The organism is Pseudomonas sp. EA_35y_Pfl2_R111 (genome assembly GCF_963970955.1).
In the GTDB taxonomy this organism is placed as follows: domain Bacteria; phylum Pseudomonadota; class Gammaproteobacteria; order Pseudomonadales; family Pseudomonadaceae; genus Aquipseudomonas.
On sequence record NZ_CAXAOM010000005.1, the window covers coordinates 83294 to 104099 of the forward strand.

Sequence of the window (20806 nt, forward strand, 5' to 3'; positions counted from 1 at the left end):
CCCAAACGCTCAAGGATGAGCCGCCATGCCCAACTACCGCCGCACCCGTGTTGCCGGTGCCACTTACTTCTTTACCGTCAACTTGAGTGACCGCAGCAGCAATCTGCTGATCCGTGAAATCGATCTATTGCGCGAGTCGGTACGCGCGACGCGGTTGCGCCATCCCTTCCATATCGACGCCTGGGTGGTACTACCTGAACATATGCACTGCATGTGGACGCTACCGCCAGGCGATACCGACTTTGCCTTGCGCTGGAAGGTCATCAAGTTCGCCTTCGCCAAACGCTTGCCAATCACCGAAGCCCGCTCCGTCAATCAACAGCGCCGACGCGAGCGCGGTATTTGGCAGCGGCGCTACTGGGAACACCTGATCCGCGATGAAGGGGATTACCAACGCCACTTCGACTACATCCATTCAAATCCGCTAAAGCATGGGTATGTCGAACGGCTGGCGGACTGGCCCTATTCAAGCTTTCACCGTGCAGTGGCAACGGGTCTTTATTCTGCAGATTGGTGTGTCGAGCCGAAGCAGATCGATAGTGGTTATGGTGAGTGAACATGTAACCGAACAACCACCGCGACGGTGGATGAAAAAAAACCTCATCCACCCTACGGACACCCATGCGCGGGGACGTGGCGTGTAGCCCGGACAACCGCAACAACGGTAGATGAATAGAGCACCATCCAACCTACGCGGTGATGGGCATTTGTAGGGTGGACAACGCAAAGCTTGTCCACCGTGATAAACAAGCCATCAACAAAAACCAATACCGCACGAGGCTTTTGCCTTTCAATCCGCGACCTCACAGGCGACGCAAAACACCAATCGGCAGTCGCTAATACCGCACAGCTAACGCTTATCCGGCCTCGCCAACCCCGCCAAACTCGAAGCGCGCTCCCCGCCTGAGCCACGCTTAACCACACTGAACGTGCCATCGGTTTCCAGAACAACGCCCTCAACATCCGCGAGCGCCTCAATACCTGCAGACCGAATGCAAGAACGCACCTCATCCTCGGTCACTCGGGCCGCTCGCATGGCGCCGGGCAGAAACTCGCCACGGTGGAACAACAGCGTCGGCTCTCCGGTAACCAGGCGACGTACCCAGCGGACACGGACACTGGTCCACGTGACCAGGTATTGCAGGCCAATTAGCAAGGCCATGGCCAGCGCGCCCTGGGCCAGGGAAACGTCCTTGCTGAGCAGAATGGTAGCGAGCGTCGAGCCCAACGCGATGGTGACGACCAGATCGAAGGCATTCATTTTTGACAACGTGCGCTTGCCCGAAAGGCGTAGGAAAAGCACCAGGCTGATATATGCCAGCACGCCCACCGTTACCGTGCGAACGAGCACCTGCCCACCATCGAAAAACATACCGTCCATCACTGCTCTCCTTTCGCGTTAGCTGTACACAACGTTTGATCGTACCCACCCTTGTGCGTGGGTACGCACCCTTGATGCCCTGCGCCGATCACTACCCGGCTCTACACCTCAGCGCGCCTCTATCACGGAGCAGCGAGTAGCCCCGGACAACCGACACGCCAAATGGTGGATGAACAACGCGTCATCCACCCTACGCAATAATGGACAGTTGTAGGGCGGGTAACGCGCAGCTTATCTGCCGGAAGGAGGCAGATTTATCCACGCCCCTTTTTCGTTTTGAGCATTTCAGGGGAGCTCGGCGGGTTCAGCCTCGTGGGCCTTATGCAACAGCTCGATAAACGGCCTGGCCTCTTCAAAGGTATGGGAAGCAATAGCTGTGACTGGAATCCCTGGGGTCCATGAGTTCATCACAGCCGCGCCGGAAAGCGCTTTCAAGCGGTCAAGACTGATGAACTCGTGGCGCTGGGGCACCTCAAGGCGTTCAAGCTGACGCTGAACGATGCCCATCATGGTGCCTTTCAGCATATCGGCCTTGGGCCAGATCACTGCCTCACCGTCCCAGAAGACCAGATTCCATATCGTGGCCTCGCTCAAATACCCACGTTCATTCACAAAAGCCGCATCGTCAAAGCCCTGTCGTATGGCTTGGTGAAGGTAATAGGTTTTGCCAACCTCACCGACATGTTTGATTGCAGCCAGCGGCCGCTGATGCTCAATTGCGCTCAACCGCAAGGGACCTTTCGGCCCGACGGATGGGGCTGCAGTACGGACAAATACGGCAGGCTCCACATTCATGCTATCGGCGATGAACTCGCCGTGAGGTGAAAAGACGGTAAGCGTCAGCGACTGATCTCTTGCCCCCTCTTCAATCGCCATCCGTATGTACGAGCGCAGCAACTCATCGGACGGTGCCCGGCCAAAAAACGCCAAGGAGGCATTGCGCAGACGATCGAGGTGAAGATCCAGCCCCTTGATCTTGGCGTCTCTCACCTGCATCGCCGTGAAGTGAGCGAACCCTGCGAACGCCAGAGGGTTCAACTGCGCAGCGGTGCCAGGATGTCCATTGATATAGGAAAGATAGGTGTGCGGATGGGTCGTCATAAGATATCTCCTGATGGTGCTCAATTAATCGAGCCCCTATCATCGACCCTGACAGCACTGTGAGAGTCAAGGCGGAAAATGCTATGAAAATAGGTGAGTTATCCAAGCGTTCTGGCGTGAGCATACGCATGCTCCGCTACTACGAAACCGAAGGGCTGCTGAAACCGAGGCGCACCGAAAGCGGGTATCGCGATTACGCGGCAGAAGAATTACGAACCGTCGAGCGCATCCGATTGCTCGGCGCGGCCGGCATGACCCTGGCGACCATCTTGAAATTCTTGCCGTGCGTGAGAGGCGAAGGCCTCGCTTTTGAGCCATGCGATGAGCTACGTAGCGTCCTGCATGAGCAAATCCGTATTGCCGATCAGAAGACAGCGGAGCTGGCCCAAAGCCGGACGATTCTGGAGAGTTTCCTTCAGGAAGTTGAGCGCGACTGAGTGAGTAGCCCGGACAACCGCCACAGTAGTGGATGAAAAACGCGCCATCGGGCTCGCCCGCTACGCTCACGACCGTTTTGCGCGACAGATCACCCGGCATGTCGAGCAGATGCAATACCCTGCTCGGACCCCATACAGAAGCAGACGACGATGAACGACAGCAGCAACCTGATCCTATTCCTCGCGACCCAGTTTCTGCTGCCGTTGGGCATCGCGTTTGCCTATTGCCGAAGCAAGGGCATTGCCACCCAGTCGTGGCGAGCAGGCGGCATATTTCTGATTGCCATGTCGGTTGCGATGCTGCTTTTTACCGGCCTGCTCGGCTTACCAGTCCATGTGAAGAACGTCGGTTTTATGACAAACAGGCCAATGGGGTTTACCTGTGGAGCCATCGGTATCGTCGCCGGTATCGTGATGAGCTATGTAGCGCGACGTTTCGAAAGCGAGCATAGCGAATAGCCCAGATGCAGCTGGGGCACGCGACACCCTTCTATAAGCGGTGCGAAGTCTGCGGCTAGATATCAATTGAAAGCATCCATAAGAAACAGGGGCAGAGCATATATTTCACGTTTGGCTAGCGCAGCCAGCGTCCTGCTCTGCTCAAATGCCGGATAGCCCATCAGCGCTCAATCGCACAACGTCGAGGGATAACACGCGTATGGACACCCGATTTCTGACCCTCATGGAATTCCAGAGCGTCTATTTCTACCGCTTCGTTACCCTCGCCATTTTCGTCACGGTCGGCGTTCTGTTGCTGTTCACCCTGCCCGATATGAAACGCGCCGAGGTATGGGTGGTTGTACCGGTGCTGTTTATCCTGTGGGGCCGCTTTGCCGTTGAATATTTCAGGGTCAGAAAATGTGGCCCTGCGTTTATCCATAACGATGAGCTGGTGATTTCCCGCGACGCGGGTCAACGGCAGATTCCCTTGACCCGCATTCGCTCGGTCACCTCCAAACACAGCCTGTTTATGGTGCGCCGTTATCGCTCATGGACGGATCACCTGGCATTTCTGCAGGTCACGCTGAACAACGGCGAGCACGTTTACACGCTGGCGGAGAGCAAAGTGTTTGAGTATCCGGCGGGTAAGAAAACCCTGAGCGCGCTTCAGGCCGCCGTGCTTGCGGCCAAAACCAAAAGCCTCATGTCACAGCCAAACCATGCGGCGGAGCCTTCGGCTTAGATGCGCGAAATGCGTAAGTAGCGGCACCAAGAACACGACACCACCCCGCAAGGCAGCCTGACGCCAAAGCGCCTGGGCAAGAAGGCGGACCAATCCAAGCTATACCGCCACCCTAAAGCGTACACAGCCCGCCCGGCACGGCCATCACCCAATCGCGCACCGCCTGAATGGTCGGGTCGTTCTTGCGGCTCTCCGGGTACACCAGAAAGAACGGCTTGCCTTCCAGCTCCGGGCCGAAGGGCTGTATCAGCCGCCCTTCCCTCAGCTCATCCTCGATCAGTTGGCGACTCATCAACGCCACACCCTGCGCGCCGACGGCGGCCGAGATGGCATGGGTCTCGTCGGAGAACACCAGCCCGGCGCCAACATCCAGCCCCGGCACTTGGGCCTTCTTCTGCCATATGGCCCAATCCAGCGGTGAAGAAACAACGGCCTGATTACGAAAATGAATCAGCGAATGCTTGGGCAGCTCGGCCGCATCGTGCAAGCCGAGGTGTGGGCTGCAGGCCGGGATAAAGGTGTTGTCGAACAGCTTTTCGGCGACCAGCCCCGGCCAGCGGCCGTCGCCGTAACGAATGGCGATATCTGCAGTGACGCCATCCAGAGCCACCGGCTCATGGGAGGCGTGAATACGCAGGTCGATAGTCGGGTGGGCATCGCGCAGCATGCACACCCAGGACAACAACCAACGCACCGCCACGGCTGGCGTGGTGCTGAGCGTAATGGCCTGACGACAGGGCAACGCACTGAGGCGTCTAGCCGTTGCGCTGATGCTGTCGAAAGCGCTTTCCAGCACTTGCTGCAACTCACGCCCCTGGGCGGTCAACTCAAGCTGGCGCGGCTTGCGCAGAAACAAGGCAACGCCGAGCGATTCTTCCAGGGTCCGAATCTGGTGACTGATCGCCGTGGCAGTCACCGAGAGTTCTTCCGCGGCCTGCTTGGCACTCTCGTGGCGGGCAGCCGCTTCAAAGGCCCGCAAGGCGGAAAGCGAAGGTAACCAGCGTTGCGCCATAGATGAACCCTCCTCATCCATACCTGAAAATAATCGTCGTTTGTCGCCCGTGCGGGCTGAACTTAGCCTGAGCTTGCAGTGAATAACAGATGAATTCAACTTCGAAAGGAGACTCGACATGCCACATATCCTGCACCTGGATACCAGCGCCCGCCCCGGCCTCGCCGGCAAAGATCTGCACGGTTCACACAGCCGCAACCTCACTCAGCGCTTTGTCAGCCAATGGTTGGCCCGTCGTGGGCAAGACACCCTCACCTACCGCGACATCGGCCAGAACCCGCCGTCGATCATCGACCACGACTGGATTGCCGCCGCCTTTACCCCGGAGCAGCAGCGCGAGCCGTGGATGCAGGACGCGTTGGTCGAAAGTGACCAATTAGTCGATGAGTTGATTGCCGCAGACGTGCTGGTGATCGGCGCGCCGCTCTATAACTTCGGCATGCCGGCCGCGCTCAAAGCCTGGGTCGATCAGGTCGTGCGTGCCGGCAGAACGGTGGAGATCGATGAAAGTAATCCGCTCGACCCTTACGTGCCGATGCTCGCTGACCGCCCCCGCCATGCCGTCATTCTCTCGGCCCGAGGCGGGGTCGGCTTTGGCGTTGGCGGCGCGATGGCGCATATGAACCATCTGGAACCCAGCCTGATCACCGCCCTCGGCTTTATCGGCATTACCCAGGTGCACCAGATTGCCATCGAGGGTCAGGAAGTCGGCGGTGAGCTGCTGGCCGAGTCTGTGGCGCAAGCGATGAACCAGGTCGATGCTCTGGTGGCGCAACTGCAGCAAGCGCTGCAGGTAAATCGCACGCCAGAGCCGGCCTGAAACCGATGGTCAGCACCGCGCGCTTATGGGCCTGTAGGCGCGCAGTTGTAGGGTGGACAACGCGAAGCTTGTCCACCTTGATGGTCAAAAACGCTAGGGGAGTTAACGCCTACCAAGCCAGTACTGCGGGCGTCGGCGGTGATGGGCAACAGCCAGAACCTGAAAGCCGTCAGGCTTTTCCCGGTAACCGATGGATAACGGAAAGCGGTGAAGGGGAACTCTGCGGATATCTGGCTCAAGCTCAACTAGCCAGGCTTTTGGTGATTCGCCAATCAAGGTAGCCAGGGCCTCGAACTCCGTAACGAGGGCCCCACCCAATCCAGGAACCTTCGATTCGTAATAACCGACTGATTCAAGAAACTCGGCTTCCGCTGCCGGGTGAAAAGAATAATTCATCGAATCAGGGCCCTAGCCTTCTTTATCACCTCATCACCGGGTACAGCCTGAACCGAGCCACTATCAAGCTCTTCTGCTCGCCGTCGTGCTTCAAGCAACCAGTCTGATCGAAGCTCTTCTTCTGAGGGGCTCTCCAGACTCAGGACCAAACGCTGGATCAACTGCGCACGTTCCTTCTTGGGAAGGTGAAGAGCTTCATCCTCAATTTTCTGCAGATCCATGGAAAAACCTCTCGCTTGTCTATCGGCAAATCTTGGCACGGATGGCTAGCAGGTGCCATGGTTCGGTACCTGTGCGTTACAAGGGGAAAACCAGCGCATGTTCGCAACACGCTATTCGCATCTCACGGACAACACAACGCGGCCCGCCCGCGCTGTGACTCAACCCGTTAAATCTTTACGCAGGCAAATAGCGCATTGCCGGAAACCCCATCCCACGGGATAAGCTTCTGGTAGTCATGCTCAAACACATGCACGTCAAAGTAAGGCCGCAATAGCGCCTGCAATTCAACAAAGCCCACCGCCACCATGGGGTGTTCGTCGTGCCACACCAGGGTCTCACCGGCCGTGGTCTTTTCAATCTGTAGCCGCAATACCTGCTGCTCGCCCGCACCGGCGTAATGCCAGCCGGAACTGAAGGTGAAGTGGTCGTCAGCGTGTTGGGTGCTGTGCGCGGCAAATAGGCTGTTGTCGATTTTGCCCTTATCGACCACGTTAAAGCAGAACAGCCCATCGACTGCGAGCGCCGCATGGGCGCTGGCGATGCAGGCTTTCAGCCGTTCGATACCGCCGCTGTAATGGATGGAATAGAGAAAGCAGGTGATCAGGTCCAGCGGCTCGCTCACGCTGAAACCGCACATATCCTGCAAGGCAAAGTGCGCTTGCGGGCAGCGTATGGCGGCCTTGTCCAGCATCGGCTGGTTAATGTCGAGGCCGCTGCTGATGTAGCCGGCATCGATAAAATGGCGCACATGCGGCCCTGTCCCACACGCCAGATCGAGGTGGCGGCTGCCGGCGTTGCCGAACAGCTGCTGCAGCCGGTGTATGCAGTGGCTTTGCGCCTGATAGTCAATATCCGCGCACATCAGATCGTAATAATCAGACAGGTCGGTATAGAGGGCATTAACGGACATAGTGACCTGATGATGGACGAGCGGCTTTTTAAGGTGGCGCATCATAGTCGAAGCCAGGCCAACCCCGTGCAGATACTCACTGACGCATGGTCAGGAGCAAACCCGAGGGCGTTACAATGCTGCCCTCGCCGCCCGCCCAATCGCGCCCGCCCCGGAGCTAGACTGACGATGTTCACCCTTGTACACCTGGATAGCCCGCCACCCGAATCGCTGAACAGCCAGGTGCTGCAGATGGTGGTGGACTACCTCAGCGACATCAGCCCGGTGTCGCTGACGCCCAGCAACCCGCTGTATCAGCTGTACCAGTACGTGATCGGCTACGAGATGCACCTGTACCTGCAGGCCATGGACAGTGAACAGCAGAGCAGCGCGCGGTTGATCCTGGCCCTTAGTGATCAGGACCCGTCCCAGGTGCTGGGCTTTGCCCTGTACCTGCCGGCCAAGGATGCTCCGGAAGCCTGCACCCTGGCGTATATGGCCGTGCAGGCCAGCCAACGCCGCCACGGCATTGCCCGCGCCATGCTGCAGCAGATGACCAGCCGCCACCCGCATGCCGAATTGGCCTGCGTGGCGGGCAAGGTCGCGACCTTCGAGGCCATGGGTTTTCAGGTGCTGGCCGCGCGCGGGCCGCAGGTACTGATGAGCACTCGCAACCACAGCGCAGACGGCATGCTGGCGGTGCAGGACCTGGCGCCGATTTTCCAATCCACGGAAGTCCGGCAGATCCACGCCTACCTGATGAAGCAGCACGGCAAGCGGGCCATGAGCGACGCGGAGAAACAGCGCGACCGCCTGCTCGACCAAATGGCCCAGCAGGCGCAGGCGCTGGTGCGCGAGCGGCTTATCGTGCATTGAGCAATGCGCAGCTTTCCACGAGGTAAACACACCTTCCGTCCGCAAATCTGCCGACGACTGAACTCCCCACGCAGCCTCGCACTCCACACCTGAGGCAGTTACCCGCAGCGCCAGCTAAGCATTTGGCCATAGCCGTTACGTGCGCCGAGCAATCGCCCCTCGCGTTGCCAGTGACGCCGGGCCGTTAGCGGGCCGCATAGATTCAAGCCCCTGATTGTTGCTCACTGACAAGGAGTTCCCCTATGCCGCGCGCCCTAAATAGCCGGATAACGTTTCTCTGCGGCCTGCTAACGACTACTGGCGCGATCGCTGGCGAGCCGTGGCAGGTCACCTTGAGCGCCGATGAATACGACGGCGTCTGTGATGCCCATTGCTCCCTGCGTGATGCGATCACGGCGGCCACCCAGGCCGGCGGCGTGCAGCATATTCGCCTGGCGCCCGGCAACTATCTGCTCAGCCGGCCGAGCCTGCCGGATGCCAGCGGCTTTGCCGGCGATGAGGACGACAATCTTGATGGCGACTTCGATGTGCTGGGCGAGCTGACGATTCAGGGCAGTGGCGAGCAGCGCACGCGGATTATCAGCCAGGTCGAGAGCCGCCTGTTCGAAGTGCGCCCAGGCGCGCGTCTGTCACTGTTGCGTTTAAGCCTGGAAAACGGCCGCTCGGCACGCAATGGCGGCGCGCTGGAAAACCATGCTCAGCTGCTGTTGCGCCAGGTGCGCCTGGACAATAACCAGGTCAGCACCCCGCACTCGATAGCCAGCCCACCGCCGCTTGCCGAAGCATTCGCCTGGGGCCAGGGCGGGGCTCTGGCCAACTACGGCAGCGCGCAGATTTATGCCTCAACGTTCCAGCGCAGCAAGGCGATGGGGCTGTATTACGGCAACAACTTCGGCCGCGGCGGCGCCATCTTCAATACCGGTGAGTTGCTGGTGCGCGATAGCCAGTTCGAGCGTAACAGCGTTGATGACCAGGCCGACCGCGGGCATGGCGGCGCACTCTACAACCTGGGCACGGCGGATATCGCGCGCAGCCTGTTCAGCTTCAATCAGCACGCAGAAATGGGCGGTGGCGGCGCCATATTCAACACAGGCACGGGACTGTTAAAGCTGAGCAACAGCACCCTGAGCAATAACTGGAGCGCCCTCTACAACGGCTATGTGGAATCTTCCAGTGAGCCGCTACCGAGCGCCACCCTGATCAACGTCAGCATCGCTGCCTCCAGCGGCCCGGGCCTGGTGAACCGGGGCGAGGTGTTGATCCGCAACAGCCTGATGGTCGGCAACTACGATCCGTATGAAAGTGATCAGGCCGTCGACTGCATCACCTACGGGCCCGTCTCCAGCTATCGCGCGGTCGGCCTGCTGACCACGTCGCCAACCAGCAGCTGCACGGCGGACCTTCACGAAGCCGGCGAGCGGGTGTTCAGTCACTTGCTCGAACCACTGGCGTACCATGGCGGCCTGACTCATACACTGGCCTTGCGCCCCGGCAGCATGGCCCTGGATGCCGGGCTCGGCTCCTGCAGCGGGCATGATCAACGCCGCCAGCCACGTCCGCTCGATGGCGATGCTGATGGCGTCGCCGTCTGCGACTTGGGTGCATATGAACGAGCGCAGCCCTAGGCGGCGCCGGGCAGTTTTCCACAACCCGCCCGGCTCGCAGGAACCTGCTGCGTTTACTCCAACACCGGGCGGGCGTTGATCGCTTGCACCGGGCGGTTATTGTGGTGATGCACCACCGACAAGAACTTCTCTATTTGCGCTTTGGATGCAGTAATCGGCTGTTTCATCACCAGCCAGCGCACGCCCTCGGAGCACGGTGGCGTGGTCAATGAACCGTTGAAGCGATAGTAATCGCGGTTTTCCGGGAGGATTTCCAGCGGGGAAATGTCTGCGGTCAGCGCCAGTTTTTCGCCTTTTTTCGGCATTTGCTCCCAGGCTTTTTCCAGCGCCTCATTGGCTTCCCCTTCGCTCACCATGACTGCTACAACGGCCAGGTGGCCATTCTTGTCGGCGTGTACGAGGTGCCCTTCCATGGGGAAGGATTTGCCATTGATCAGGTTTTCACTCGGCACGTGAAAGTGGAACTGTTTTAACTCGAACTGAATACCGTCCACGACGATGGAGCTACCCGCCTGAGCGTTTACTTGAACGGTGTGGCCGTTGTTAAGAATTTCAGCGCTGCCGGCGTTGTAGGCAAAGGCAATGGGCTGCAACTTGGCATCGATAAACCCGCTCAGGTTGATCGGCGACTGATTGCTCCCGGCGCACGCCCCGTACTCTGGGCTGAGCTTGGCCCAGTTCTCCGGCCCTTTGGCACCGCTGTAGTCCCAGGCGGCGCCGTCACTGCAGAACGCCATGCCGGATGACAACAACAGACCCACTGCGATCAATGCTCTTTTCATGCGCTTCCTCTTGAATAGCTTGCTCACGGAAGCCGCACCATAGCCACCCCGGCGTTAAGACGGCGTTAAGAGGTTTGAGTGGTGGGCAGCGCTGGAAATGACAGGACGAAACGGGTGCCCCCGCCCGGCACAGTCTCCAGGCGCACGTCCCAACCGATATGATCAGCCACGCGTTTTACAATCGACAGCCCCAGGCCCGAGCCCTCGTGTGCCGGCCAATGCCCCTCGTGCACAAAGCGTTCGAACAAGCGCTCGCGCACTCGTTGGGGAATGCCCGTACCGCTGTCTTCGACTACCAGCCAGCCAGCGCCAAGCTGCACGGTAATGCTGCCCTGCTCGGTATGCTGGCAAGCGTTGCGCAGCAGGTTGCCGATAATGATTCCCGCCAACTCGGGGCGCACATGAGCTGTGACCTGCTCACGCCACTCCAGCCGACACTCGACCGTTTTGCCCTGCAGCAGAGGCCGGTAACGCTCCATTTCCGCCTCAATAATGACGTTTAGCACGGTGCGAGGTGCATCCAGCGTCTCTGCAGCACGTGCCAGGAGCAGCAGTGCACTGACCCGCTGCGCGGTTTCCCCAGCCACGCGGCGGATGCGCTCTGCCGTGGCGTATTGCGCCGGCTGGTCGGCCAGTTGCGCGGTCAGCACTTCCGCTGCGCCGAGCATGACAGTCAAAGGGGTGCGCAATTCATGGCTGACATCGCCGGTAAACATCTGCTCGCGCTGGAGAAACTGCTGCAGTTCGTCGGTGCGCTTGGCGAAGGCACGTGCCAGAACGCCAATTTCATCGTGCGCGTTAAGCGACGGCAGCTCCGTCGACCCGGCATTACGCTGCACCGCATCGGCCAGCGCCACCACCGGGGCGATCAGCCGCCGCGCACTGAGCATGCCCAGCACAACGGCGAGCAATACGCTGACGGCAAAGCCGCTGGCCAGAGACAGCAGGATGATCAATTCCGTATGCGCCAGCTCATCCACCTCCTGCACCACCGCATAACGACTGCCGCCGTGCTCGCGTAACACGGCATGGACATGCCGATTGGCGAGCGTCAGCTCGTGAATGCCCACAGGCAGTTGGCGCAGCGCCTGCGGAATATTGGCGTCGCGCAGAAAGCGCACATCTGCGGGCGCATTCGGCAGCTGGTCCTGCTGCACCGAGCTAATCAGCCCGTCCGCCATCTTGGCCAGACGTACATCGATGATCTGTTCCTCAACAATCCCCACGGAGATATAGGAAACCAGGCCAAAGACACCGGCCAACGTAACCGCCAGCAGAATATAGGCGAGTGCGATGTGCTGTTTGAGCGAGAGCCTAGGTTTCATCAGGCGCCACCAGTCGATAACCGATGCCTGGCAGCGTCAGCAGCATTGGTTGGGGGAACGGCTTATCGAGCGCGCGGCGCAGGGTATGGATATGAGTGCGCAGGGCATCGCTCTCCGGCGGATTGTCCCCCCACACCTGGCGCTCGATCTCTTCGCGCGTCATCAACCTTGGCGCGGCGCGCATCAGTGCGCTGAGAATCTTGTAACCCGTGGGGGTCAGATCGAGCTGAAGCCCTGCGCGCGTGGCTCGGCCGATACCGGCATCCAGGCAAAGTTCGCCAAAACTCAGTAGCGCTTGCACATGCTCATTGCGCGAGCGGCGCACCAGCGCCTTCAGGCGGGCATCCAGCTCGGGCAGGGAATAAGGTTTGACCAAATAGTCGTCAGCCCCGGCCTCGAAGCCGGCCAGTTTGTCGTGCACCGTGTCCCGCGCGGTCAGCATCAGGATCGGCGTGGTCAGCTGATATTCCCGGCGCAGCGTGCGGCACACCTCCATGCCATCCAACCCCGGTAACGACAGATCGAGGACGATCGCATCATGGCAACCGCCCGTAGCGCACGCGACGCCGGCATTACCGTTGCGCGCCACATCCAGCGTATAGCCCAGCGGCTCCAAATAGCCGTACAGGTTGGCGATGATGTCCGGGTTGTCCTCGACAATCAGCACATGCATAAGAGCCCCACTTTTCGGTCGTTGGCGAACAGTTGAAAAACTGCTTGGGTGATCGTGCCGATTAACGCCACCCGTTCGGCGGTGGCCAATGACTCATCCTGCAATGCCACAACTACAACCGCTACTGTGCATTTCAGCCTTGAGGCGACTCACGCTTGGCGAAAAATCATCCCGCTAGGAAGCTTGCGGGCCGCACAGTATATTCACGGCCATGACCTCAAACTCACACCTGCCTCACGACAAGCTACTGGATCTGCTGCTGGACGTTGTCTGCGTAGTGGATATCGACGGCCGCTTTCTCTCCGTTAGCGCGGCCAGCGAGCGGGTTTTTGGTTACCGGCCCGAGGAGATGATTGGCCGCACTGCCTTTGAACTCATGCACCCGGACGACCACGCCGCCAGCCGGGCGCTGATCAAGCACATCAATTCGGGCCAGCCCTCGCACGACCATGAAAACCGCTATATCCATAAAGACGGCCATATCGTCCACATCATGTGGTCTGCCCAGTGGCTTGAAGCCGAGCAAGTGCGCGTCGGTGTGGCGCGCGATATTTCGCGGCGCAAACGTGCCGAGGCGGTACAGGCGGCGCTGTATGCGGTATCGGAAGCGGCCCACGCGGTTAGCGATCTGCACAAGCTCTACGGCCGTGTACATGAGGTGATCGCACAATTAATGCCGGCCAAGCACTTCTGCGTAGCGCTACACGACGCTGCGAGTGACCAGCTCAGCGTTGCCTATCAGGTCGATCCGTGCGGCGCCCCAGCCGTCACCCGCGCTTTCTGCGCAGAGGTGGTTCGCACGGGCAACGCCCTGCTGTTAACCCCTGCAACAGTCCCACAGTGGCTTGCCCTGCATGGTACAGCGGCCACTGCGCATGCCCTCGACTGGCTGGGCGTGCCGCTGATTTCGGGCACCCAGACTCTCGGCGCACTGGTGTTGCAGAACCACAGTGCCAGCGTGCGTTACAACGAACAGGACCAGGAGCTGCTGCAGTTCGTAGCGAGTCAGGTGGCAGCGGCGATAGAGCGCAAGCGCACGCAGTCGCGCCTGGAGTTTCTCGCCCAGTACGACCCGCTGACTGAACTGTCGAACCGCACGCTGTTTCTCGACCGCTTACGCAGTGCCTTGCAGCGGGCCAAAAGAGACAGCTTGCGCCTGGCGGTGTTGTATCTCGATATGGACAACTTTAAGCAGATCAATGACAGCTTCGGCCACAGCGCAGGCGACCTGCTGCTGCAGGAAGTGGCGCGGCGCCTGCGCCAGTGCGTGCGCGAGTCCGATACGGTGGGCCGCTTGGGCGGCGACGAGTTCGCCGTGATCGTTGACAACATCGGCCGCCAGGAAGATGCCACCCTGGTGGCCGAGAAGATTATTGCCGCCCTCAGCGCGCCCTACCTGCTGGAAGGGCACACCTTGACCAGTACGCCAAGCCTGGGCATCGCGGTGCACCCCGAGCACGGCCAGAGTGAGCTGCAACTGGTACGTCATGCGGATGAAGCCATGTACGTGGCCAAACGCAGTGGCGGCAAGCGTTATGTGGTGGTTGAAAAGCCGCTGAATTAAGGCCTGGCGGCTCTCGCGACGGATAACCTCCGCCCCTTCACAGCGAAAAAACGCGCCTACAGATAGGCCTCGATATTACTCAGCGCCCGCGCCACGTATTCCTCCTTCTCCCCGACCGGCGCCACATAATGCAGCGCTTCGGCCGCTGCCTCGCGCCCAACCAGGTGCGCCAGCGTCCAGGCGGCGAGATAGATCGAGGCCAGGCAACCACCAGCAGTGGCCAGATTGCCGCGAGCGAAAAAGGGTTGTTCCAGCACCTCAATGCCAGCCTCCTGTACCCATGGCTTGGTGGTGAGGTCGGTGCAGCCCGGAATGCCTGCCAGCAAGCCGGCCTTGGCCAGCAGCAACGTGCCGGAGCACTGCGCGCCTATCAGCTGACGTGCAGGATCAAGCCGCGCCAGCCACTGCATCACGTCTGCGTCCTGAGCAATCTCGCGGGTCTTGATGCCGCTGCCGACCAGCACCGCATCGAATGATTCGATCTCATCCAGCCGCGCCTGACGATGCAGCTTCACGCCGTTCATCGAGGTCACTGTTTCGCTTGGCGCTGCCAGAGACACGCGCCAGCCCGGCTGTTTGATACGGTTGAGAATGCCCAGGGCAATCAGCGAATCCAGCTCGTTGAAGCCGTCAAAGGTGAGAATGGCGATATGCATGGCGTGCCCTGCGCAATGGAGTCTGGCCATTCTCTGCCCGGTAGCTGCCGTGGCATAGACACAGACACACGCGGCAACAGCCATACAGACGCGAGCCGTCAGCCCGCCGGGCTAAGCATCTCGATCTCGCGGATCTCGAAATCACTGCGCAGGTAGTCCATGCGTCGCTCATAAAACTCGCGCATATGCGGCAAGGCGCTGTGAATCGCCAGGTGCTCCTGCGTCTGCCAGACCTCGTAGAAGATAAACAGCGTCGGGTCCTGGCTGTCGCGCAGCATGTGATAGGCAATGCAGCCCGCCTCGGCGCGACTGGGCTCGACATAGGCGCGGAACAGCGCCTCGAACTCCGCGGCTTTTTCCGGGCGGGTGTGGGCATGCAGGATAAATCCGTATTGATCAGCCATCTGGGGCTCCTGGCGGGTGGGTTTATTTACCCTACAACAGCCAAAACAGGCTTATTCATGCGTTTTAGTCACATGTCATTTGCCCGCCAGCGGCTGTTTCTACCCGAGCGCCCGTCCTAGCATGCCGCCATCAATTTCCCGAGGCCCATGCCATGAAGAAGATCCTGCTACTCAACGGCGGTAAACAGTTCGCCCACTCCGCTGGTCGTTACAACACCACCCTGCACGACACCGCACTGGCCTTTCTCGATCGCGCCGGCTTCGACCTCAAAAAGACCCATATCGACAGCGGCTACGACGTCGCCGAGGAAGTGCAGAAATTCCTCTGGGCCGACGTGATCATCTATCAGATGCCAGGCTGGTGGATGGGCGCGCCCTGGACGGTGAAAAAGTACCTCGACGAGGTGTTTACCGAAGGCCACGGCAGCCTCTACGCCAGCGACGGCCGCACCCGCTCGGACGCCTCGCAGAAATACGGCAGCGGCGGCCTGATTCAGGGCAAGCAGTACCTGCTGTCACTGACCTGGAACGCGCCGCAGCAAGCCTTCGACGACCCGACTGACTTCTTCGAAGGCAAGGGCGTGGACGCCGTCTACCTGCCCTTCCACAAGGCCAACCAGTTTCTCGGCATGAACGCTCTGCCAACCTTCCTCTGCGTCGACGTGATGAAGCGCCCCGCCATCGAGACCGACATCCTGCGCTACGAGCAGCATCTGGCGCAGGTGCTGCGCTAAGCAGCCGACCTTAGCGGCAGAGGGGTAAGGCCAACAGCTGCGCCCCAAGCCAGCCGACCAGGTACACACCAAAGCCGAACACCAGATGGGTGACCAACGCACGCAACCTGACCTGCCAGGGATTGGCCATCCGCGAGGCCGCCAATCCCATGCCGAACCCCGGCTGCATCAGCAGCAACGGTGCGGCCACGCTAGCAACGCCGAGCAACAGCGCCGGTAGCAGCGTTGGCCGGCACAGCCACTGCGGCCCCACCAACAGCACAAACAGGCCGGTAAAGGCCACGCCGATCAGGTAATGGCTGCACCAACCCAGCAACCGCTCGCCACGCACCGGTTGCGCCTTACCGATGGCCGCATGCTGAAAACGGCCATGGCGCATATACCCCAGCCAGCGGCCGACCAGGGCGTAGTCCAGCGAGGCAATGCCGAACAAGCGCCGCCGCACCAGCGCCCAGGCATCCATCAGCAGCGTTGCACCCACGCCCACCAAGAGCACCTGCAGGATCAATTGACTGTTCATATCCACCTCTTTTGCTTTGTCTGAAAGGCTGTTTTGATAAGCCTGCCAGTTCAAGTCAACTTGAGGTCAAGGATGAAAGAGATGGATATCGGCAAAGTCTCGCACTGGTCCGGTTTGCCGGCGTCGACGCTGCGCTATTACGAAGAGAAAGGCCTGATCCGCTCCATCGGCCGCAACGGCCTCAAGCGGGTATTCAGCGAATCGGTGATCCAGCGCCTGGCGCTGATCGCCCTAGGCCGCGAAGCGGGATTTTCTCTGGATGAGATCGCTAGCATGCTCGCCGCAGGCACCCAGCCAGTGATTGATCGCGCACAACTGCAAGCCAAGGCCGACGAGCTGGACCGCAGCATCAAACGCCTAAGCGCCATCCGCGACGGCCTGCGCCACGCGGCCTCCTGCCCAGCGGAAAACCACCTGGAGTGCCCGAAGTTCCAGCAACTGATGAACCTGGCCGCCCGCACCACGGCCCAGGTCAAAGCCAAATCATCGGGTAAATAGCTGTCTGGCCCCGTTTGTAGGGTGGACAACGCGAAGCTTGTCCACCTTGATGAGCAAACCACCAATAACAGCCAACCGCGCAATACACGTTAGGCTTTTCGACCCGCAAACCCCCTATGCCTCAACGTCGCCGGCTGCCTACGGCGCGCCAAACACTGCCGTCCAGTAAATCCCCGCGTCGCTCTTGGGATCGTTGGCGTAGGCCGCGCCCAGTTCGCTAAATTGCGGGTTCATCAGGTTGGCGCAGTGGCTGGGGCTGGCCAGCCAACCGTCGACCACTTTGCTCGCGCTATCCAGGCCGGCAGCAATGTTTTCCCCGACGCGCTGACCGCTGTAACCGGCCAGTTCTGCACGGTCGCCGGGGGTGCGGCCATCGGGGTCCTGATGATCGAAGAAATTGCCGTTGGCCATGGCACGGCTATGGGCTTCGGCGGTGCTGCCCAAGGTGGCATTCCACACCAGCGGGGCTGCAGCGGCAAAGGCTTGGTCGCCGCATTGGCGCGCCGTGCTACGGGCGCTATTGAGTTGCTCAAGCAGCTTCTGCCCTTCCGCCTGCCAGTCGCCCAGGCGCGCGGCCAATAGCGGCCGGGCCAGCAGAATGCGCCACTCGCGGTCCTGCCGATTGACGCCGATATCGACAAACTGCGGATCAAGCACGATCTTGCAGAAGCTCTCCTGCAGCACTTTCAGCGCCGCAGCCGCATCACGCGGGCCGGACAGGCTGATGGCCTGCACGTTGACCATCGGATAGCCCGCTGCACTCATCGCCTGCTGCAAATCCCCCGAGCGACCCACTGGCTGCACCAGACGCGGATCAGCCGTCAGCGGCGGCAACTCGGCGGAAGCCTGATCGCCACAACGCTGCACTTCGCTGCGATAGTTGTTGATCAAGCCAACCAGTTGCGCCTCCTCGGCGGCCTGCGCACCCGCAGCGCACACCAGCGCCAACCCCACGGCCGCGAACGCCCGAATAAATTCCTTGCTAGCCATAAATCCCCTCGACCTGAGCATGCGGTATGCCCATCACTGTGGTCGGGTGATCTTGGCGCACCTCGCGCGCTGAGACCAGCCCAACGCGCAGGTAGCCGACTGGCAAACTCGGTGGCCGAGCGCTTATACGTAAATGCTGACGCCACCCCTGGCCTGCAACCAATCGCGATAGGTAGCCAGCGAGTCGGTCTGCTGCTCGCCGTTGTAGCCGACGAAACTATCGCTCTTGTCCAGGCCGGCATCGACCAACTTGTTGATCTGCGCCAGCAGCTTGGCAGCGTCTTCGCGATCCAGTTCGGCGACATCCGGAAGGGCAATTTTCGAGGTATCGCTCTCCGGCTCGGCCACAGGGCGGAAGCGATCACTGGCAATCGCGTTGCTGGCGCCGCTGCTCTCGGCATGCATCGCGCGCAGCAGGCCGCCGCGGCTGTTGGCCACCATGCCGCTGGCAAAGCGGCGGATTTCCGCAAGCGGGTCCGGCGCGCTGGTCGGTTTTTCGGTACTGCTGCCACTGCCTGCGGCCCCAGCCGTGCTGGGTTTGGCGGTGCTGGTGAAGTAGCTCGCCAGCGGCGAGTTGTTGGAAATACTGGTCATGGCGAATCCCTGCATAGGTCAGCTGGCAGGCATTTCTGCAGAATATGGGCCAACCACTGACAAGCCAGCAAAACCGGGGCTTAGCGCTCATTCCACCTTGGACAAAGAGGCAGCGCTTTGCCGCTCCAGGCCGGCTGTTGCCGCTGGCAGCGCACAACCCAGGCCCGGAAACGACAGCGCCCCCGCAGAAGACTGCAGGGGCGCGTGTAATGAATAGATGGGGCAGCCAGCCTGGCCGGCCGCCCGGAGCGTTTTGTTAGACCGCGCGCAGCTGCTCCTCGGCGAGAAAGTCTTCTTCCAACAATGCATCCTGACCTATATCAGCCGACTGGTTGGTGTGCAGAGGGGTGGCGCGCTTGCTGCGCAGCTTGCCGAATTGGTGCTCAAGGGCGTGGTGCAGTTTTTCGATGGAGCCGTCGATGGCCTGTTCCAGTGACTCGGCCTTGTGGGTGACGGAAATAGGTTGCAGGCCCTTTGGCCGTGCTTCGATCTGGCAGCGCTTGTCATGCGCGCCGGCTTTGGCACCGTTGTCGTCATGTAGATGGACAACGATACGGGTCAACTCGTCATCGAAGCGCTCCAGCTTGCTGGCAACACTGGCACTGACCCACTCAACCAGACGGGCACTGCCTTCGATGTGGTTATCGCTGTGAACTTGGATTTGCATATAGCTTTCCTTCTTCAACTGTTCGCGAATAGCGTCGCCAAGCAAGGCGACGACTCCAGCCTACGCCACTCAGCCCCCCTTTAGGCAAGTACTAAGACGTTGGTCGTAACCACAAATCTGCAGCGCAACCACCGCTGGTTGGCTGCAGCCCTTGCGCCCCGTGAGTTGCAAGGCTAGGGCTGCAAATCAAACAAAACTTTTCCGCTTTCCATATCGCACGGCATGGAGAAATGCTCATGGGCGATCAGCCATTGCCCGCCCTGCAGGCGGAAACACTGACTGACGCGCATCCAGCTGCTTTGCATTTCGCCCTTGTCATCGCTGCCGCCACAGTGGAACAGGTAGTGCACCACGGCCAGCCCATCACTGAGCAAAAAGCTCGGCTGATGGATCTCAAATAACGCCTGGCCACTGCACATTTCCATGCAGGCCTGCCAATGCACCTGATAGGCCGCGCGGCCCTGGAAGCGCAGCGGGCCGATGGCATCGTAGGCCACCACATCCTCGGCGTAGTGGCGCATGATCTGGCTAACGTCCTTGGCGCGGCAGGCCGCAGCCCAGGAGTCCAGTTGCTGTTGAATTTGCGTTTGTGCGTTGCTCATGGTCGTACTCCTTACGTTTAGGGCTTGGTTGAGGCGCAGCAATCATGGGCTGCTGCCGGTTGCTGGTATTCGTCGTGCAGGCGGGTCCAGTGCAGGCCCTTGCCGTCCAGATCGGGCATACCGTCCCAGCCTTCACCACGACCGAATGGCGTGAGGTCGAGGTAGTGGAAGCTGCTCATGAGCATTTCCAGGCCACGGCCATAGCTGGAGTAACAGTGATAGACCTGTGCGCCATCGCGCAGAAATACGCTGACGCCGGGTTGCTCACCTTGCACGTGGTAATTCAGGCCAAGCCGCTCTAGTTCGGCCTTGTCGCGGTAGTTGTATTCGACCGGAGCGACCTGCTCGTCGGTCGTGGCGTGGTAGTCGTAGTTGAAGGCGCTACCCAGCGAGGAATACCAGGGCACGGTCCAGCCCATGCGCCGCTGGAACGCTTGCAGATCCGCCAGTGGCGCACGGGAAACCATCACCAGCGTGGTATCGCGGGCATGCAGGTGGGCCAGGTGACCGATATTGTCAGCCACGCAGGAGCAGCCGTCGCAGCCCTCGCCACGGTCCATGTGGTACATGAAGTGGTAGACGATCAATTGGCTGCGCCCGGCGAACAGGTCGACCAGACCCACTGCACCCTCGGGCCCATGAAAACGGTAATCGGCCTCGACCTTGACCATCGGCAGCTGGCGACGCTCGGCGTTCAGTGCATCGCGCTGCTGAGTCAGCGCCTTCTCTTTGGCCAGCAAGGCCTTGCGGGCAAGCAGCCACTGCTCACGGCTGGCAATCTTGGGGTATTCAGGACGACTCATGGCTAGTGTTCCTCTTCCGTTGATTGATCACGCTGCCAGGCTCGCAGCCTGT

Annotated in this window: 27 protein-coding genes; 10 read left to right on the forward strand and 17 right to left on the reverse strand. The window is 60.3% G+C overall.

Annotation, left to right across the window (positions count from 1 at the left end):
• The first annotated feature begins 25 nt into the window (after positions 1-25).
• Positions 26-556, forward strand: coding sequence for an REP-associated tyrosine transposase (locus AACY25_RS17990; RefSeq protein WP_339526417.1), 531 nt, complete (start codon positions 26-28; stop codon positions 554-556).
• 294 nt (positions 557-850) lie between these two features.
• On the opposite strand, the gene AACY25_RS17995 is transcribed toward AACY25_RS17990, so the two are convergent.
• Together AACY25_RS17995 and AACY25_RS18000 are read right to left on the reverse strand one after the other, a co-directional pair.
• On the reverse strand, positions 851-1381 hold the full coding sequence (locus tag AACY25_RS17995; protein ID WP_339526420.1) for a DUF421 domain-containing protein: 531 nt from the start codon (positions 1379-1381) through the stop codon (positions 851-853).
• 285 nt (positions 1382-1666) lie between these two features.
• Positions 1667-2482, reverse strand: coding sequence for an aminotransferase class IV family protein (locus tag AACY25_RS18000; protein WP_339526422.1), 816 nt, complete (start codon positions 2480-2482; stop codon positions 1667-1669).
• A gap of 83 nt (positions 2483-2565) precedes the next feature.
• On the opposite strand from AACY25_RS18000, the gene AACY25_RS18005 reads away from it, so the two are divergent.
• The 3 genes from AACY25_RS18005 (at position 2566) to AACY25_RS18015 (ending at position 4102) form a co-directional block, all read left to right on the forward strand.
• Positions 2566-2919: a MerR family transcriptional regulator gene (locus AACY25_RS18005; RefSeq protein ID WP_339412343.1), complete on the forward strand. Its 354-nt coding sequence runs from the start codon at positions 2566-2568 to the stop codon at positions 2917-2919.
• Positions 2920-3069: 150 nt separating this feature from the next.
• On the forward strand, positions 3070-3378 hold the full coding sequence (locus tag AACY25_RS18010; RefSeq protein ID WP_339526424.1) for a hypothetical protein: 309 nt from the start codon (positions 3070-3072) through the stop codon (positions 3376-3378).
• Positions 3379-3601: 223 nt separating this feature from the next.
• On the forward strand, positions 3602-4102 hold the full coding sequence (locus AACY25_RS18015; protein ID WP_339526426.1) for a hypothetical protein: 501 nt from the start codon (positions 3602-3604) through the stop codon (positions 4100-4102).
• A gap of 112 nt (positions 4103-4214) precedes the next feature.
• Here the strand turns inward: AACY25_RS18015 and AACY25_RS18020 are convergent, their stop codons facing one another.
• On the reverse strand, positions 4215-5114 hold the full coding sequence (locus AACY25_RS18020) for a LysR substrate-binding domain-containing protein (RefSeq protein ID WP_339412349.1): 900 nt from the start codon (positions 5112-5114) through the stop codon (positions 4215-4217).
• 118 nt (positions 5115-5232) lie between these two features.
• Between AACY25_RS18020 and AACY25_RS18025 the strand changes: the two genes are divergently transcribed.
• Positions 5233-5934 (forward strand): FMN-dependent NADH-azoreductase, encoded by a 702-nt coding sequence (locus AACY25_RS18025; RefSeq protein WP_339526428.1) that lies wholly within the window; start codon positions 5233-5235, stop codon positions 5932-5934.
• Between the two features lie 102 nt (positions 5935-6036).
• On the opposite strand, the gene AACY25_RS18030 is transcribed toward AACY25_RS18025, so the two are convergent.
• The 3 genes from AACY25_RS18030 to AACY25_RS18040 all read right to left on the reverse strand — a co-directional run bounded on the left by AACY25_RS18030 (position 6037) and on the right by AACY25_RS18040 (position 7462).
• Positions 6037-6330: a type II toxin-antitoxin system RelE/ParE family toxin gene (locus tag AACY25_RS18030; protein ID WP_339526430.1), complete on the reverse strand. Its 294-nt coding sequence runs from the start codon at positions 6328-6330 to the stop codon at positions 6037-6039.
• Complete coding sequence (locus AACY25_RS18035) at positions 6327-6551, reverse strand: addiction module protein (protein ID WP_339526432.1); 225 nt, start codon at positions 6549-6551, stop codon at positions 6327-6329. The genes AACY25_RS18030 and AACY25_RS18035 overlap by 4 nt, the downstream gene beginning before the upstream one ends.
• 167 nt (positions 6552-6718) lie before the next feature.
• Positions 6719-7462, reverse strand: coding sequence for a class I SAM-dependent DNA methyltransferase (locus AACY25_RS18040; RefSeq protein WP_339526434.1), 744 nt, complete (start codon positions 7460-7462; stop codon positions 6719-6721).
• 168 nt (positions 7463-7630) lie between these two features.
• Here AACY25_RS18040 and AACY25_RS18045 point away from each other — a divergent pair, with 168 nt between their 5' ends.
• A complete protein-coding gene (locus AACY25_RS18045; protein ID WP_339526436.1) occupies positions 7631-8317 on the forward strand; it encodes a GNAT family N-acetyltransferase in 687 nt (228 codons plus the stop codon).
• Positions 8318-8559: 242 nt separating this feature from the next.
• Positions 8560-9942: a CSLREA domain-containing protein gene (locus tag AACY25_RS18050; protein ID WP_339526439.1), complete on the forward strand. Its 1383-nt coding sequence runs from the start codon at positions 8560-8562 to the stop codon at positions 9940-9942.
• A 53-nt stretch (positions 9943-9995) separates the two neighbouring features.
• Here the strand turns inward: AACY25_RS18050 and AACY25_RS18055 are convergent, their stop codons facing one another.
• The 3 genes from AACY25_RS18055 to AACY25_RS18065 all read right to left on the reverse strand — a co-directional run bounded on the left by AACY25_RS18055 (position 9996) and on the right by AACY25_RS18065 (position 12722).
• Positions 9996-10724 carry a carbonic anhydrase gene (locus tag AACY25_RS18055; protein WP_339526441.1) on the reverse strand — a complete coding sequence of 243 codons (729 nt, stop codon included), beginning with the start codon at positions 10722-10724 and terminating at the stop codon, positions 9996-9998.
• Positions 10725-10789: 65 nt separating this feature from the next.
• Positions 10790-12049 (reverse strand): sensor histidine kinase, encoded by a 1260-nt coding sequence (locus AACY25_RS18060; RefSeq protein WP_339526443.1) that lies wholly within the window; start codon positions 12047-12049, stop codon positions 10790-10792.
• On the reverse strand, positions 12039-12722 hold the full coding sequence (locus tag AACY25_RS18065; protein ID WP_339526445.1) for a response regulator transcription factor: 684 nt from the start codon (positions 12720-12722) through the stop codon (positions 12039-12041). The genes AACY25_RS18060 and AACY25_RS18065 overlap by 11 nt, the downstream gene beginning before the upstream one ends.
• Before the next feature lie 211 nt (positions 12723-12933).
• On the opposite strand from AACY25_RS18065, the gene AACY25_RS18070 reads away from it, so the two are divergent.
• Positions 12934-14286 carry a sensor domain-containing protein gene (locus AACY25_RS18070; protein ID WP_339526447.1) on the forward strand — a complete coding sequence of 451 codons (1353 nt, stop codon included), beginning with the start codon at positions 12934-12936 and terminating at the stop codon, positions 14284-14286.
• A gap of 56 nt (positions 14287-14342) precedes the next feature.
• Here the strand turns inward: AACY25_RS18070 and AACY25_RS18075 are convergent, their stop codons facing one another.
• Positions 14343-14942 carry a DJ-1/PfpI family protein gene (locus AACY25_RS18075; protein WP_339526449.1) on the reverse strand — a complete coding sequence of 200 codons (600 nt, stop codon included), beginning with the start codon at positions 14940-14942 and terminating at the stop codon, positions 14343-14345.
• A 98-nt stretch (positions 14943-15040) separates the two neighbouring features.
• Positions 15041-15346, reverse strand: a complete 306-nt coding sequence (locus AACY25_RS18080) for a putative quinol monooxygenase (RefSeq protein ID WP_339526451.1) — start codon at positions 15344-15346, stop codon at positions 15041-15043.
• A 152-nt stretch (positions 15347-15498) separates the two neighbouring features.
• Here AACY25_RS18080 and AACY25_RS18085 point away from each other — a divergent pair, with 152 nt between their 5' ends.
• Entirely contained in the window at positions 15499-16080 is a 582-nt protein-coding gene (locus AACY25_RS18085; protein WP_339412367.1) for an NAD(P)H-dependent oxidoreductase, read from the forward strand.
• A 10-nt stretch (positions 16081-16090) separates the two neighbouring features.
• On the opposite strand, the gene AACY25_RS18090 is transcribed toward AACY25_RS18085, so the two are convergent.
• A complete protein-coding gene (locus AACY25_RS18090) occupies positions 16091-16600 on the reverse strand; it encodes a DUF2938 domain-containing protein (RefSeq protein WP_339526453.1) in 510 nt (169 codons plus the stop codon).
• Between the two features lie 72 nt (positions 16601-16672).
• On the opposite strand from AACY25_RS18090, the gene AACY25_RS18095 reads away from it, so the two are divergent.
• Positions 16673-17098 (forward strand): helix-turn-helix domain-containing protein, encoded by a 426-nt coding sequence (locus AACY25_RS18095; protein ID WP_339526455.1) that lies wholly within the window; start codon positions 16673-16675, stop codon positions 17096-17098.
• Between the two features lie 138 nt (positions 17099-17236).
• Here AACY25_RS18095 and AACY25_RS18100 read toward each other — a convergent pair whose 3' ends face one another.
• From AACY25_RS18100 to AACY25_RS18120, 5 genes are all read right to left on the reverse strand, one after another.
• Entirely contained in the window at positions 17237-18088 is an 852-nt protein-coding gene (locus AACY25_RS18100; RefSeq protein ID WP_339526457.1) for a CAP domain-containing protein, read from the reverse strand.
• A 123-nt stretch (positions 18089-18211) separates the two neighbouring features.
• Positions 18212-18682 (reverse strand): hypothetical protein, encoded by a 471-nt coding sequence (locus AACY25_RS18105; protein ID WP_339526459.1) that lies wholly within the window; start codon positions 18680-18682, stop codon positions 18212-18214.
• Positions 18683-18938: 256 nt separating this feature from the next.
• The gene (locus tag AACY25_RS18110) at positions 18939-19349 is read right to left on the reverse strand and encodes an HPF/RaiA family ribosome-associated protein (protein WP_339526461.1); all 411 of its coding nucleotides are present in this window, start codon (positions 19347-19349) and stop codon (positions 18939-18941) included.
• Positions 19350-19522: 173 nt separating this feature from the next.
• Positions 19523-19951: a YybH family protein gene (locus AACY25_RS18115; protein WP_339526463.1), complete on the reverse strand. Its 429-nt coding sequence runs from the start codon at positions 19949-19951 to the stop codon at positions 19523-19525.
• A 17-nt stretch (positions 19952-19968) separates the two neighbouring features.
• Complete coding sequence (locus AACY25_RS18120) at positions 19969-20754, reverse strand: DUF899 domain-containing protein (RefSeq protein WP_339526465.1); 786 nt, start codon at positions 20752-20754, stop codon at positions 19969-19971.
• Between the last annotated feature and the right edge of the window lie 52 nt (positions 20755-20806).